Here is a 14820-nt window from a genome sequence, read left to right as displayed (position 1 = left end):
TTAAACAAGATCATCCGGATTTTGTGCCGTGTCTTCTTTTAACACGTCCAACAAGTTGACAAAATCGTCGGGCAACGGCGCTTGAAAAGACATCCACTCTCCTGTGATTGGATGTTCAAGCTCTAACTGGATGGCGTGTAAAGCTTGGCGCTTAAAGCCACGAATCGTTTCTATCATCAATTCGCTTGCCGCTTTTGGTAATCGAGGACGACCACCGTAAGCTTGGTCGCCCACCAAAGGGTGACGTAAATGTGCCATATGCACGCGTATTTGATGGGTACGACCCGATTCTAGTTTTAAGCGTAAATGCGTATGCGCCCGGTACTTATGTTTAACCCGATAATGGGTTAACGCTGGCTTACCAGATTGCACTACTGCCATGCTGGTGCGCTTAGTCGGATGACGACCGATAGGCTCATCAACACTGCCACCAGCAATCAAGTTACCGTATACGACAGCTTCATACTCGCGGCTGATTTCACGCGCTTGCAGCTTTTCAACTAAATGTGTTTGTGCTGGTATCGTTTTGGCTACCACCATCAAACCCGTGGTGTCTTTATCTAATCGATGGACGATACCAGCGCGGGGCACACTCGCAATCTCAGGCACGTGGCTTAGCAATGCATTTAAAATAGTGCCACTCGCGTTGCCCGCCCCCGGATGAACAACCAAATTGGTTGGTTTGTTTATGACTAAAATATGCTCATCTTCGTAAACAATGTTTAGCTCAATTTCTTGTGCGCTGTGACGCTCTTGTATCTCGATACTCGCATCAATTTCAATTAACTCTTCACCAAGCAATTTTTCTCTTGGCTTGTTCACTATCTGACCATCAACGGCAACTTGATCCGCCAAAATCCAATCTTTTATACGAGATCGCGAATAATCAGGGAACATTTCAGCCAAAGCTTGATCCAAACGTTTACCTAATAACGTTTGCGGCACCACGGCCTGTAGTTGTATTTTTTCATAGCTGGTAGACATGCAAAGGAGACCCTAGTAGTGTTTCGGACGATTTATATGTGCATAGCCCAATACGCTGGGTTAGAATATGCAGTTGTTATCGGTTCGGTAAAACCCTATTCTAACGGATTTTTGCCAGCAATGAATCGGCGAACGCTTATCGCAAGCATAAATAAGAGCAAATAAGACAAATATGATGAGAAAGTTATCGTTACCCAAGATTTTTCTAGCCGCTGCGATCATCGCACTAGGTGGCTGTTCGTCCTCTCCAGATGAAGAAGAAGTCGTAGTCAACAACCGTAGTGCTCAGTCTTTGTATGAAGATGCGAAAGAAAAAATGGCAATTGGTAACTTCAATGCCGCGACTGCAACACTCAGCGCATTAGATTCCAGATACCCCTTTGGTCCTTTATCCAATCAGGTTCAGTTGGACTTGATTTATGCATATTACAAGTCAGGTAAAGTAAATGAAGCGATATCAACTATCGACCGTTTCACTCGCTTGAACCCAAACCATGCTGACGTTGATTACGCTATTTATATGCGTGGATTAACCAACATGGAATCCGATAAAAACCTATTCCAAGAATTGGTCGGTATAGACCGCTCAGATCGCGATCCAAGTAAGTCTCGTGAAGCTTTCGAAGATTTCAGGCGTTTAATCGAGAAATACCCTGACAGCAAATATGCCGCTGATGCACAAAAACGTATGTTGCATATCAAAAGTCGCTTAGCAAAATATGAAATTGCTATTGCACGCTTTTATATGCGCCGTGAAGCGTTTGTTGCTGCAGCCAACCGCGGGCGCTATGTTTTAGAGTACTACCCTGATACAGATCATGTACAAGAAGCACTAGAGATTATGGTGGAGTGTTACGACCAACTTAAGTTAGACGAATTGAAAAATAACGTCATGAAAACACTTAAGTTGAACTACCCTGATAGCAGCTTCATTAGCTAACAATCCGGTAAATTTCACAAAAAAAAACGCGCCATGAGCGCGTTTTTTATTGTCTGTTATTGGGTAAATCAGGCCAACTTTATTTGAAAAATAATTGACTGAACGGATTCAAAAGACGGGCTAAGCCTGACGTAAAATGTAACGGCTTGTCCACCATAGTAAATACCAAACATCCCTCGTCAGCTTCTGAAAACGGCATATGCTTCTTGGTACTATCCATGATCGTGAAGTCTCCGCAATCGTAATCAGCTAATCCATCACTAAATTGACCATCAATCACTAACGTAAATTCGGTTCCCTTGTGAGTATGCTCTGGTACTTTGCCGCCCTTTTCCATGTAGATGAAGTTAGCTTGTCCGTCCTGGCCTAAATCAACCGGCGCCTGCCATAGCTTACCCACAAGCCGTGACCAATTACCCGTTTTATGGGTGTATCGAGCAAGCGCTCTTGGCAGGGCAAAGTGCTTTCCATCCAACTCAAGCATGTTATTAACGGGCTGAAGAACCGGAGCTTCAACGTTGGGAGTTTGCATTATTTGCAACATCATATCGTTAAAATCAGGTTGTGGTTCGACCGCTTCTAGGTTGGTTGGAAAAACCTCAAGTCCCGCCTCTTCTTGTGCCTGCATGGTTATTGCTTGGCAGCGAGGGCACATATCTACGTGGGCGGATATCATCAAAGCTAAATTTGTTGGGCACGTTCCTTCAGCGAAAGCGCGAAGATGCGCCAAATCTGGGTGAAAATTAATCATTATCTTTTAACATCTCTTTCAATCGCTGCAAAGCAAGACGGGTTCTGGATTTGACCGTCCCCAAAGGGATGTCAAATTGGTCAGCGACTTCTTGCTGAGATTTACCTTCAATATAAATTGCTTCAATCACTTCGCGTTGCTTTTTCGGCAGGTCTTCGAATATAACCCCGAGCTGCTGAAGTGTTATTTGCTCATCTAATGAGACTTCGTTTACATCAGCGGTTTGCTCGCAAAGCACTGGCCATAGATCGTCAGCGCAGATATCTTCTTTACGGTTACGCTGTTTGCGCAACATGTCGAAGCGGATATTACGTGCAATAGTGAAAATCCAAGTGGAGGGAGCACCTTTTTCGGCATTGAATAAGTGAGATTTCTGCCACACATTCGACATGGTGTCTTGCACCAATTCCATAGCTAAAGCCTCATTACCCATTTGTTTTAGGGCATACGAGCGAAGACGTGGCGCGAAATAATTAAATATCTCTGCGAAAGAGCGTTTGCAACGAGACTGCCCTACCAACACAAGATACGATGACATTTCATCCGCACAATCTTTTGGTACAACAGCATGTGAATGTTTTGATTCCAAAGGGATTCCGACTAGCATCACTTTCCACCGGTATTTAATAATAGTCTTTATACTGGCTGTGATGCGAAAAAGATCATTTCACTAATTGTGTCAAATAATCGATCGTTTTGACATAGTCCCTTTGCTGAATAAAATGTTGTTTCTGTTCTGCTGATACTGGCAGTAATTCTAGCCAACGGTAGATGACCCACATGGGATCATTAAAAAGAGGCTCAGGATACAACTCTTGGATTTCCGGATACTTGTTAAATACATCCATCAAACGTTGCTTAACTAGCGCAACATTCGCTTCTGGCTCAGGTTGCCAAATTGGTGACCAACTGCACTGCCCTACATGCAAGCCGTCTTCCTCAGTGGTCACTTTTTCGATATTGAAACACCGGTCACCCTCAACGGTTATACCTAACAAACCATCACTAAGCATATCAAAGTCAACGACAGTTACATGCGTGCCTACAGGGTGAATATGCTCATTTCGGTCTTTGTCACCCTTTGCGTTTAACATGCATATTCCAAAACCAGTTTGTGTGGCGCAGGCATTTTTGACCATACGCACATAACGTGGTTCGAAAATGCGCAAATCCATACGTCCTTGGGGTAGAACGTGTGCTGATAAAGGAAATAAAGGTAGAGTTATCATATTCACTGTAAACAACGATTTTTTGTGGTTGATAGCAATAGTACGTCTGAGTTGAAATTAGGATCGCTCTTGTAACACGGCGCTATACGAGTGATCTAAAACGCGTCTATCGCGTTACTATAATATCGCTAACAATATTTATACTTTTGAAGAGCATAACAGATGGAAGTAGTAACGCTTTTTGTCAATTTTTATAAATCACTAGACACCCAATCACTCAGTGAGCTTAAAAACATATACAGCGATGATGTGGTGTTCGTTGACCCTGTCACCGAACATAAGGGTTTTGCTGCTGTTCATCGTTATTTCGAGCAATTATTAGCAGATGTCAATGAGTGTACCTTTGATATTTCACAGATAAAAGAAGCTGACTCAACTGTGTTTGTGAACTGGAAAATGCATTTTAGACACCCTAAATTAAAGGCAGGTAAGCTTATCAGCGTTGAAGGTATCAGCCAGCTGATAGTGAAGGAACAAAAAATTTGCTACCAGCGAGATTATTACGATTTGGGCAGTATGCTCTACGAACAAGTGCCGCTGTTAGGCACAGTGATTAAATATCTCAAAAAGCGACTCGCATCATGAAACGTATACTGATTACCGGCGCCACGTCAGGAATAGGCGAAGCTTTAGTAAAGCACGCCGCCCAAAGTGGATATGACGTCATAGCCTGTGGCAGAAATGCCGATAAACTAAAAACATTTGAGGGCGTTCGAGCTGTGACCACATTACAATTTGATGTCACTGACAGGCAGCAAACGAAGCTCAAATTAGAGGCGATCAGCGCCGACATTTATGTGTTAAATGCGGGGGTATGTGAATACGTCGATTTAGATTCATTCGACCCAGATATGTTTAAACGTGTATTCGAAGCCAATTTTTTTGGCGTTGTCCACTGTATTGACGCCCTGCTTCCAAAATTAAGCACTGGCTCACAACTTGTATTAGTAGACAGCATGGCCAGATTCCTGCCGTTTACACAAAGTCAGGCATATGGTGCCAGTAAAGCGGCACTGCATTATTTGACTAAAACCATGGAAGTGGATTTAGCGGACAAAGGCGTTGTCGTGCAAAGTATCTCCCCCGGCTTTGTAGAAACCCCGTTAACAGACAAGAATGACTTTGATATGCCGATGAAGATTTCCGTACATGAAGCAGCAAAAAGCTTGCTAAAAGGCATAGAGCGTCAATCTGCCAGTGTCTATTTCCCCACAATGTTCGGTTTATTACTGCGTTTTCTTTCCCGCTTACCAAGCTCACTGAAAGTCGCCTTAAGCAAAAAAATGAAAAATAATTAAAAGGAAACGAACCAAGATGTCTAAACGAATTGCCATTATCGGCAGCGGTATTTCAGGTTTGACCTGCGGCTACTTATTAAATAATAATCACGATATCACCGTGTTTGAAGCCAACGATTATATTGGCGGACACACGGCCACTAAGGATGTCACCGTTAATGGCCGAGAATATGCTATCGATACCGGCTTTATTGTATATAACGATTGGACCTATCCGAATTTCATCAAGTTGATGGATTCACTCAACGTGAAAAGCCAACCCACCGAGATGAGTTTCAGTGTCAAAAATCCAGCGCAGAATCTTGAGTATAACGGCAATACCATCAACAGCTTGTTTGCCCAACGACGTAACATTTTCCGCCCCTTTTTTTGGCGTATAGTACGCGATATTTTGCGCTTTAATAAATTATGTAAAGCACAAGATTTGGATGGCATCTCCGCTGACCAGAGCTTGTTTGGTTTTTTGACGGAACAGCATTTTAGCGACGCGTTTATTTATAATTACATACTGCCCATGTGCGCTGCGATTTGGTCCACTAGTGTCGAAGATATAAAAGCATTTCCATTCAAGTTTTTTCTACGATTTTTCAGTAATCATGGCCTATTGAATGTGACGGATCGCCCTCAATGGCGCACGTTAATCGGCGGTTCAAGGGAGTATATTGGTCCCCTGACCAGAGGCTTCACAAATAAAATAATATTGAATACTCCCGTCACCTCTGTGACCAAAACAGCACAAGGCTATGAGCTGACCAGCTCTAAAGGCAGTGAATACTTTGATGATGTTATTTTTGCTTGCCACAGTGATCAGGCGCTTCGCCTATTAGACAATACCAGTATTGTGCAGCATGCTTCGGTGAAGAGCATTTTAGGCGCCATAAAGTACATTCCCAATGAGGTCATATTGCATACTGATGAAAGCGTTTTGCCCAAACGTAAACTGGCATGGGCCAGTTGGAATTACGCCATTGCCGATGAAAAACACGCTCATCAATCCCCCGCCGTGCTGACCTACAATATGAATATACTGCAATGTTTGCGTACTGATACAACATTTTGTGTGACGTTGAACGACCGAGACTCAATCGCAGATGACAAAATACTAGGCGTGTACCAATACGCTCACCCCCAATTCGATAATGCAGCAATAGCTGCTCAATCCAGACGCAAAGAAATAACAGGTGTTGACGGCCTACACTTCTGTGGCGCCTACTGGTACAACGGCTTTCATGAAGATGGCGTGCTGAGTGCGTTAGACGTATGCCAGCACTTTGGTGAAAGTCTGTAATGCAAAGCGCTATTTACAAGGGCCGGGTGTTTCATGCCCGGCATTATCCCAAAAAGCATGCCTTTAATTACGATATTTTTCTTATGTGGTTAAAGCTCGATGAGATAGAAAAAGTCGAAAAGGACGTGCGTTTTTTTTCCGCCTCTCGCTGGGCGCCGCAACGTTTTAAACGAGAAGATTACTTAGGCGACAACAACACCACATTACAAGACAGTGTGCTGGAACGCATGTCTGAATTAGCCGAAAAACCGCTGCAAGGCGACGTCTATTTTCTTGGTCAAGTGCGCACGTTTGGATTGTATTTCAGCCCAGTTAATTTTTACTACTTACGTCAACCTGACGGCACATATAGCCATATGTTAGCTGAAGTCAGCAATACCCCTTGGAATGAGCGGCATCATTATTTGGTGGATTTACACGACCAGAGAAATTCACAAAAAGCGTTTCACGTTTCCCCTTTTAACCCATTGGACATGCAATATCGATGGTCGGTTATGCAACCAAATCAAAAACTTAACTTGACCTTGAAATGCGTGAAAGATATTACTCATTTAGACACGGGGTTAAATTTAACGCGGATTGAATTGAACTCAAAATCCCTCTTCCGCGTATTAGTATCAATACCCCATATGGCCATAAGAACCGTCGTTGGTATTTATTGGCAGGCACTAAAACTATTTATAAAACGTGTGCCGTTTTACGCTCACGCAACACAAGGTAAGAAGTAATATGGTTAACAGCGAACAGACACTCCAAGCGGTGGATTCTCTCTCTTGGCAAGACAAAATTAGCCGCCAAATCATGTTGAAAATATTTGCTAGCCTGCCGGAAGGCGAAATGGTGATAAAAGAAAATGGTGTGCTCGTCGATGTATTCGGTGAAAAGGGTTCTGACTTGCACGCTGAGATAAACTTTATCGATTTACGCGCTTATCGCCATTTGCTTTTTGGTGGCAGCGTTGCTTCAGGGGAAACCTACACGGATGGTATGTGGACGACTCCCAATTTGACCAACGTTATTCGCATATTTGCCCGAAACCTGCCTATGCTTGACCGCTGGGAAGGTAAAATGGAATGGCTTGCCCTTCCCCTTAGAAAGTTAAGCCACCTTGCAAGGCGCAATTCCACCAGCCAGGCGAAGAAAAACATCGCTGACCATTACGATCTAGGCAACAAGCTTTATACACGCTTCTTAGATCAAACCATGATGTACTCCTCGGCAATCTATCCTCATCAAGATGCTGACTTACATCAGGCGCAACAACATAAACTAAAAACAATTTGTGAAAAGTTACAGCTGACCGAAGACGATCACCTTCTTGAAATTGGTACCGGCTGGGGTGGTCTAGCTGTGTATGCAGCCAAACACTACGGTTGCAAAGTGACCACGACCACTATTTCAGAGGAGCAATATCAGTTTGCCGAACAATGGGTGGCTCGGGAAAATCTAGAGCAGCATATTACATTGCTGAAAAAAGACTATCGCTTGCTTGAAGGCCAATACGACAAACTGGTCTCCATTGAAATGATTGAAGCAGTAGGCAAAGAGTACTTACCCACTTTCTTTCAGCAGTGCTCAAACTTGCTCAAAAAAGACGGCATTATGCTGTTGCAAGCGATCACCATCAGTGACCAACGCTTGAACAGTTACGCTAAGAGTGTTGATTTTATTCAAAAGCATATTTTCCCCGGCGGTTTTTTACCCTCACAGCTTTTAATCAATCAACATCTGAAAAAACATACCGATATGATGATCCGCGATCTGCATGACATCGGTCTGGACTACGCGAGAACCTTACAACATTGGCATCAAGCGTTTAACGATAATATCGAAGCGCTAGCAAAAGACGGCTACGACGAACGCTTTGGCAACATGTGGCGCTATTACTTTAGTTATTGCGAAGGCGGTTTTCTTGAGCGCACCATTAGTACGGTGCAGCTAGTGCTGAGCAAGCCCGCTTACAATGCACAACTTAGTCGATAAACGATGAAAAAGTTGCTCACATATACACTTATAAGCGCGTTGCTGTTGCCTTTGAGCTTAAGTGCGTCGCCCATCGATGCACTCAAACCTGTAGGCAGCGCTAAGTTGTCGGTCGTATTTTGGGATATATACCAATCAACGCTCTACAGTGATGACGGCACGTTTACCAGTGATGACCTGACGCAAGAAAGTCAGAGTCCTCTCGCCCTAAATATTCAGTATTTGCGGGATATTGAGGCAGATGAACTGGTAGAAGCCACTGCCGATGAATGGAACAAGCTAGGGTTAGGCGAAGCAATCTACCAGCCATGGCTTACACAACTTACGGCAATATGGCCTGATATTCAGGAAAACGATGAGCTGTTGTTTGTCTTAAACCACACTGATGGTGGCGTCTTCTATTTTAACCAAGAAGAAATTGGGCGTATTGATGATCGCACCTTTGGCGTCAATTTTTTGCGCATCTGGCTAGATAAAAAAGCCAGTTACCCGAAACTGCGTAATAAATTAATAGGCCAGTCACAATAGGAACGTATATGACGATATTAAAAACATTGGCATTAACCGCCGTAGTAGCTCTGCTTGCAGGCTGCAGTGCCTCTATCGATGATTATCGTGACACTAGGCCCACATTTTCACTCAAAAACTATTTTGATGGTGAAATAACAGCTTGGGGAATTGTGCAAGACTATTCAGGAAAGCTAACTCGCAGATTCTGCGTTGACATCGTCGCCACTTGGCAAGGTAACAAAGGGCAACTTCACGAGTCATTTTTCTTTAACGACGGTACCCGCCAGACCCGTATTTGGAAGGTAAATGTCGCGCAAGACCAAACAGTGACGGGCACTGCCGGTGACGTTGTGGGTCAGGCGTCTGGCTCATCCCAAGGTAGCGCGTTTAATTGGCAGTACACTTTGACCGTGCCCATTGATGGCACCGAGTATGATTTTGCCATTGATGATTGGATGTACGCTCTCGACGACCAGCGCGTGATGAATCGTTCGTATATGAAAAAGTTTGGCGTGACCGTGGCAGAATTCTCTATCTTCTTTGACAAGAGCGCACGTATTCCCTCTTGTGAATCACAAATGTAAATTAATACCGAGAATTAGAATAAACAAAAAAGCGGCGCAAATTTGAAGTGCCGCTTTTTAGATTTGAATTTATAGACTAAGCTAGCCCTACTCTACTGCCTCCGCTTAGGTCAATACCGCTTATTCTACGACCGAGATAGGCTCTGATTCTTTCGCCTTACCCTGTTTAATCGCAATTTCCACGCGGCGATTGCGGCTTCTTGCTTGAGCATCGTCTTCACCTAACAATGGGGCGGTGTCCGCTTTACCAATGACCGCCATGCGCCCCTCATCAAACCCTGGGGCTTTACGTAGCTCCTCAGCTACCGCAACTGCGCGCTGAGCTGATAAATCCCAGTTAGAACGATACAGCTCGTTAGAAATAACCAAACTGTCACTATGACCGGATATCTCAATATCCCCAGGCATATCAGCCAACAAGGTTCCAATTTTGCGCAGGATAGGCTTAAACTGCGGCTGCAAGAAAGCTGAGCCCGCTGAGAAAGAGCCGTTCTCTCGAATACGGATGATCAGTTGTTGCCCAAGTGACTCCATCTCGATGGCACCATCAAGAATTTCCTTCTCAAGCTGCTGCGCCACCTTCTTCATTTGCTTATTGGCTTCTTCTTGACTCGCTGTGGTTTTGGCACTGGATTGTTCACTCGCCGTTTGCTGGGCAGCCCCGCCTTTTTGTTCACCGCGTTGTTTTTGACGCCCACCAGCGGAATCTTCATTACCCGCTTGAAACTCCAACATTTGCTGAGTCATTTCTATGGTTTGCTGCTGAATGGTTTCAATAGGGGTAGGATCGGGTCGACCCGGTCTGAATTCCATGGCGATAACACTGGTGCCTTTGGGAATATCTTTGACTTCAATTTTATTTTGAACGCCAAACGCAAACTTCATCGAGCCCGCGATCTGTTTGAACTTCAGTACATCCATTTCTGAAAACGACAGCAATAACACGAAGAAGCACATCAACAGTGACATCAAATCCGCGAATGTCCCCATCCACGCGGGTAATCCGGCGGGGGGGCATTTAGGGCATTCGTCTTCCATCAGTTATGCGTCTTCTGTCGCGCTACCGCGCTTACTGGCTGCAAGATAATTTTTCAAAATACCTTCAATAACACGAGGGTTCTGGCCGTCGGCTATGCCAATTATGCCATCGAGGATTAAGCTCTGGTTTAGTTTCTCTTCCACTGCTCTGTTACCTAGCTTCTCAGCAATAGGCAAACACACAACGTTCGCTAACACCGCGCCATAAAGCGTTGTTAATAGCGCAACCGCCATTGCTGGTCCAATGGACTTAGGATCATCCATGTTTGACAGCATGGCAACCAAACCAATCAGCGTACCAATCATCCCCATGGCGGGAGCAACATCCCCCATCCCTTTAAAGATAGTAGCACCGAATTCATGCCGCTCTGTGGTCATAGATATGTCTTTGGCCATAGTCGCGCGCACAACGTCGACGTCGTGACCGTCAACCAGCATATCAACGCCTTTTTGCATAAATTCGTTTTCTATTTGTGCTTCTTCTAGCGCTAAAAATCCGCCTTTACGCGCGGCATCCGCCATTTCAACGATTTTTTCAATCTGAGACTCAGGCGATTCGATTTTGAACATAAAGGCTTTACCGGCCACTTTACCCGCACCAAAGAATTGCCCAAGGGTGAATTGAGATAAAACGACAAAAAGACTACCGCAGACCACAATCAAAATGGATGGAACGTTAAAGAACATCCCCAAATCACCGCCCAGCACCATGGCCATGATCACGAAGCCGATTGCGCCAATCATGCCTATAAGGGTTGCTAAATCCACATTGTACTCCCATCAAAAAAGTGTGTTACGCGAAATATCAAATGGCCCAGCTCTAAAAACGCCTGCTTTAAAAAGCGAAAATTCGCAGGAGGTGCATTTAGGTTGTTGACTTGGTTAATCATTTTATCGACAAAGTTAAAATAATCTATAGTACTTAGCTATAAACCTGCCTAAAGAAATCCAAATTAACGCATTCGTCGTAAGATAATGATTCTATCTCGGAACAATCTTTTGTACGTTGGCCCTATGCGCCATGAAAAAGGTTTGACCACTATTTACCCCTCAGGTAAGGTGCGCTCAACTCGCAAAAGAGCAAGATATAAAAGAAGCAAAACCTATGACCAGTCGCAAAAAAACCGAAAACTTAAGCTTTGAAGAATCAATGCAAGAGCTCGATAGCATAGTCAATCAAATGGAAGAAGGTGAGCTAAGTTTAGAAGACGCTTTAGGGCGCTTTGAGCGAGGCATTCAATTAGCCCGCCATAGTCAAAACAAACTTAAACAAGCCGAACAGAAAGTTCAGATCTTAATGGGTCAAGACGAGCAAGCTCCACTGGCTGACTTCGCCCCCAACAATACCCAAGACTAATGACATTTGAGACTCAACAGAAGCGTGTGCATCAACACGTTGACGCCTTACTACAAGCGCAGATTGGCAACCTTGGTGACCATGCCCCAACGTTAAAAAATGCCATGCAGTACGCCTTGCTAATGGGCGGAAAACGCATGCGACCTTTTTTAGTGTATGCTGTCGGCGAAGCTTTAGGGATTGAACAGTCTGATCTTGATGCACCCGCCCTCGCATTAGAATGCATCCATGCTTATTCCTTGGTACACGATGATTTGCCTGCGATGGACGACGACGATTTACGCCGCGGGCACCCCACGTGTCACATTCAGTTTGATGAAGCCAACGCTATTTTAGCCGGCGATGCCCTGCAAACTTTGGCCTTTGAGATCATCGTCAATTACCCATTATCAGATTTTGCCAATGCACAACGTATCGAATTGGTGCGTATTTTAGGTCAAGCATCTGGTTACGACGGCATGTGTGGCGGACAAGGAATTGATTTAGCGTCCACCAATAAGCTGATCACTCAAACACAACTGGAGTTGCTGCATAGCAAAAAAACCGGGGCGCTTATCACTGCAGCGGTAAAAATGGCATCCGTGTTGTGCCCGTCAGTTAGCGATGAAAGCAAATCGCTATTGCAGCAATATGCGTCCACCATTGGTTTGGCGTTTCAGGTGCAGGACGATATTTTGGATGTGGTCGGTGATTCACAAACCTTAGGTAAACCCCAAGGTTCAGACCAAGAGCAGAATAAAAGTACCTATCCTGCACTGCTTGGTTTAGAAGGTGCTCAGGGCTATCTCGCTCAACTTCATCAAGAAGCGCTTCAAGCTTTGGACGCTTTACCTTACAATACACAGGTGTTGAAATCATTTACCGATTTCGTCATTCATCGTAATCATTGATTACGAACGATACATCATCCAATAATAATAGTAGAAACGTACCTCATGACCCTGGATTTAGCCCACTACCCGCTTCTGGCTTTAGCGGACACGCCCGAGCAATTGCGAGAGCTTCCTCAAGATAAACTAAAGCAAGTCGCCAAAGAATTACGTCAATATTTGTTAACCAGCGTAAGCCAAAGTAGTGGTCATTTTGCCTCTGGGTTGGGCACAGTCGAATTAACCGTCGCCCTGCATTATGTTTATAACACCCCGTTCGACCGCCTTATCTGGGATGTGGGCCATCAAGCTTATCCCCATAAGATTTTGACAGGCCGTCGTGATCGTATGCCTACCATTCGCCAAAAGAACGGTTTGCACCCTTTCCCTTGGCCGAACGAAAGTGAGTACGATACCTTTGCCGTAGGTCACTCATCTACCTCCATCAGCGCTGCAGTAGGTATGGCCGTTGCTGCAGAAAAAGAAGCATTGGGTAGAAAGGTCGTTGCCGTTATCGGTGATGGCGCAATGACCGCAGGTATGGCATTTGAAGCGCTAAATCATGGCGGTGACATCGATAAAGACATGCTGGTTATTTTAAATGATAACGAGATGTCAATTTCAGAGAATGTGGGGGCATTAAACAGTCACCTAGCCCGTTTACTTACAGGTAACTTCTTTAACTCTATTCGTGACGGCGGCAAGAAACTCCTCAGCAGCGTTCCGCCTATCAAAGAGTTCGCCAGCCGAGCCGAAGAACATATCAAAGGCATGGTAGTACCAGGCACCATCTTCGAAGAATTAGGGTTTAATTACATTGGGCCGATTGATGGTCACGATGTAAACGGTGTGGTCGACACATTGAAAAACATGCGCAACATCAAAGGGGCGCAAATTCTTCACGTGGTCACCAAAAAAGGTAAAGGCTATGAGCTAGCCGAGAAAGACCCGATTAAATTTCATGCCGTGCCTAAATTCAACCCATCTGCTGATGGTTTGCCTAAGGCTGCGCCGAGCGATCCAACGTTTTCAAACATTTTTGGCCGTTGGTTGTGTGACATGGCACAACAAGATCCTAATTTAATGGCTGTTACCCCTGCCATGCGCGAAGGCTCAGGTATGGTCGAGTTTTCACAAAAATTCCCAGCACAATATTTTGACGTCGCCATTGCCGAGCAACACGCAGTGACATTCGCTGCGGGCCTTGCCAAAGAAGGCCAAAATGCCGTAGTGGCTATTTACTCAACGTTTTTGCAGCGCGCCTACGATCAGCTGATCCACGATGTGGCTTTGCAAAACTTACCCGTGTTGTTCGCTATTGACCGCGCAGGTTTAGTCGGTGCTGACGGGCCAACGCACCAAGGCGCATTCGATATCCCATTTTTACGCTGTATTCCGAACATGGTTATCATGGTACCTGCGGATGAAAATGAATGTCGCCAAATGCTATACACAGGACACAAGCTGAACAAACCGGCTGCAGTCAGATACCCAAGAGGTTCAGGCACAGGTGTTAAGCCCGATAACACCATGCAAGCATTGGAAATCGGTAAAAGCAGAACCATACGCCAAGGCGAAAAAGTCGCTATATTGAATTTTGGCGTATTACTGCCTTATGCAGAAAAAGCCGCTGAAGTACTCAATGCCACTGTGCTTGATATGCGCTTCGTCAAGCCCTTGGATACTGAAGCGGTGGCCAATGTAGCCAAAGATCATGAACTGCTTATTACCCTTGAAGATGGCGCTACCACAGGTGGTGCTGGCGGCGCGGTGGCTGAATACCTACTGAGCACAGTGCACACCAGTCGCTTACTGCAAATCGGTTTGCCTGATGAGTTTATAATGCAGGGCACCCAAACTGAGATGTATGCTGAAATTGGAATGGATGACGCGGGTATAATCGCTAAAGCACACACTTTCTTGGCCCAGTAAAAGCCCTCTATTCCCAATCTATTAAGCCGCTTTATTGCTACTCAGTAAAGCTAAAAG

The 14820-nt window shown here is 44.8% G+C and carries 17 protein-coding genes; 11 read left to right on the top strand and 6 right to left on the bottom strand.

The annotated features are described in order from the left end of the window. The gene (rluD, locus tag AC0VYA_RS06425; RefSeq protein ID WP_011574182.1) at positions 1-984 is read right to left on the bottom strand and encodes a 23S rRNA pseudouridine(1911/1915/1917) synthase RluD; all 984 of its coding nucleotides are present in this window, start codon (positions 982-984) and stop codon (positions 1-3) included. Between the two features lie 175 nt (positions 985-1159). On the opposite strand from rluD, the gene AC0VYA_RS06420 reads away from it, so the two are divergent. Then, the gene (locus AC0VYA_RS06420) at positions 1160-1924 is read left to right on the top strand and encodes an outer membrane protein assembly factor BamD (protein ID WP_473481247.1); all 765 of its coding nucleotides are present in this window, start codon (positions 1160-1162) and stop codon (positions 1922-1924) included. A gap of 79 nt (positions 1925-2003) precedes the next feature. On the opposite strand, the gene AC0VYA_RS06415 is transcribed toward AC0VYA_RS06420, so the two are convergent. Genes AC0VYA_RS06415 through AC0VYA_RS06405 form a run of 3 tightly spaced genes read right to left on the bottom strand, consistent with a single transcriptional unit; the run spans position 2004 to position 3904 of the window. Further along, positions 2004-2675, bottom strand: a complete 672-nt coding sequence (locus AC0VYA_RS06415; protein ID WP_475490441.1) for a ChrR family anti-sigma-E factor — start codon at positions 2673-2675, stop codon at positions 2004-2006. Next, positions 2668-3282, bottom strand: a complete 615-nt coding sequence (locus tag AC0VYA_RS06410) for a sigma-70 family RNA polymerase sigma factor (protein WP_011574179.1) — start codon at positions 3280-3282, stop codon at positions 2668-2670. The genes AC0VYA_RS06415 and AC0VYA_RS06410 overlap by 8 nt, the downstream gene beginning before the upstream one ends. A gap of 55 nt (positions 3283-3337) precedes the next feature. Next, a complete protein-coding gene (locus AC0VYA_RS06405; RefSeq protein ID WP_011574178.1) occupies positions 3338-3904 on the bottom strand; it encodes an LON peptidase substrate-binding domain-containing protein in 567 nt (188 codons plus the stop codon). Between the two features lie 162 nt (positions 3905-4066). Here AC0VYA_RS06405 and AC0VYA_RS06400 point away from each other — a divergent pair, with 162 nt between their 5' ends. Genes AC0VYA_RS06400 through AC0VYA_RS06370 form a run of 7 tightly spaced genes read left to right on the top strand, consistent with a single transcriptional unit; the run spans position 4067 to position 9567 of the window. After that, positions 4067-4489 (top strand): nuclear transport factor 2 family protein, encoded by a 423-nt coding sequence (locus tag AC0VYA_RS06400; RefSeq protein ID WP_475490440.1) that lies wholly within the window; start codon positions 4067-4069, stop codon positions 4487-4489. Then, positions 4486-5202 (top strand): SDR family NAD(P)-dependent oxidoreductase, encoded by a 717-nt coding sequence (locus tag AC0VYA_RS06395; RefSeq protein ID WP_475490439.1) that lies wholly within the window; start codon positions 4486-4488, stop codon positions 5200-5202. The genes AC0VYA_RS06400 and AC0VYA_RS06395 overlap by 4 nt, the downstream gene beginning before the upstream one ends. Positions 5203-5218: 16 nt before the next feature. Then, positions 5219-6490, top strand: a complete 1272-nt coding sequence (locus AC0VYA_RS06390) for an NAD(P)/FAD-dependent oxidoreductase (protein ID WP_475490438.1) — start codon at positions 5219-5221, stop codon at positions 6488-6490. Beyond that, positions 6490-7218: a DUF1365 domain-containing protein gene (locus AC0VYA_RS06385; RefSeq protein ID WP_475490437.1), complete on the top strand. Its 729-nt coding sequence runs from the start codon at positions 6490-6492 to the stop codon at positions 7216-7218. Before AC0VYA_RS06390 ends, AC0VYA_RS06385 begins: the two co-directional genes overlap by 1 nt. A gap of 1 nt (position 7219) precedes the next feature. Next, entirely contained in the window at positions 7220-8473 is a 1254-nt protein-coding gene (locus AC0VYA_RS06380; RefSeq protein ID WP_473479276.1) for a class I SAM-dependent methyltransferase, read from the top strand. Positions 8474-8476: 3 nt separating this feature from the next. Continuing rightward, positions 8477-9001, top strand: coding sequence for a chalcone isomerase family protein (locus tag AC0VYA_RS06375; RefSeq protein WP_475490436.1), 525 nt, complete (start codon positions 8477-8479; stop codon positions 8999-9001). Between the two features lie 8 nt (positions 9002-9009). Further along, on the top strand, positions 9010-9567 hold the full coding sequence (locus tag AC0VYA_RS06370) for a DUF3833 domain-containing protein (protein WP_475490435.1): 558 nt from the start codon (positions 9010-9012) through the stop codon (positions 9565-9567). A 120-nt stretch (positions 9568-9687) separates the two neighbouring features. On the opposite strand, the gene AC0VYA_RS06365 is transcribed toward AC0VYA_RS06370, so the two are convergent. Both AC0VYA_RS06365 and pomA read right to left on the bottom strand, forming a co-directional pair. Then, positions 9688-10605: a flagellar motor protein MotB gene (locus AC0VYA_RS06365; protein WP_011574170.1), complete on the bottom strand. Its 918-nt coding sequence runs from the start codon at positions 10603-10605 to the stop codon at positions 9688-9690. Positions 10606-10608: 3 nt separating this feature from the next. Next, entirely contained in the window at positions 10609-11373 is a 765-nt protein-coding gene (gene pomA, locus AC0VYA_RS06360) for a flagellar motor protein PomA (protein ID WP_006992184.1), read from the bottom strand. 337 nt (positions 11374-11710) lie between these two features. Here pomA and xseB point away from each other — a divergent pair, with 337 nt between their 5' ends. Genes xseB through dxs form a run of 3 tightly spaced genes read left to right on the top strand, consistent with a single transcriptional unit; the run spans position 11711 to position 14763 of the window. After that, positions 11711-11962 (top strand): exodeoxyribonuclease VII small subunit, encoded by a 252-nt coding sequence (xseB, locus tag AC0VYA_RS06355; RefSeq protein WP_475490434.1) that lies wholly within the window; start codon positions 11711-11713, stop codon positions 11960-11962. Continuing rightward, positions 11962-12852, top strand: a complete 891-nt coding sequence (ispA, locus tag AC0VYA_RS06350) for a (2E,6E)-farnesyl diphosphate synthase (RefSeq protein ID WP_475490433.1) — start codon at positions 11962-11964, stop codon at positions 12850-12852. The genes xseB and ispA overlap by 1 nt, the downstream gene beginning before the upstream one ends. Positions 12853-12897: 45 nt before the next feature. Next, a complete protein-coding gene (gene dxs, locus AC0VYA_RS06345) occupies positions 12898-14763 on the top strand; it encodes a 1-deoxy-D-xylulose-5-phosphate synthase (protein WP_475490432.1) in 1866 nt (621 codons plus the stop codon). Positions 14764-14820 lie beyond the last annotated feature (57 nt).

It is taken from the genome of Paraglaciecola sp. QJM3NY_14, assembly GCF_056173245.1.
Note: the sequence above shows the minus strand (reverse complement) of the source record. Positions and strands in the feature narration are given on the sequence as shown.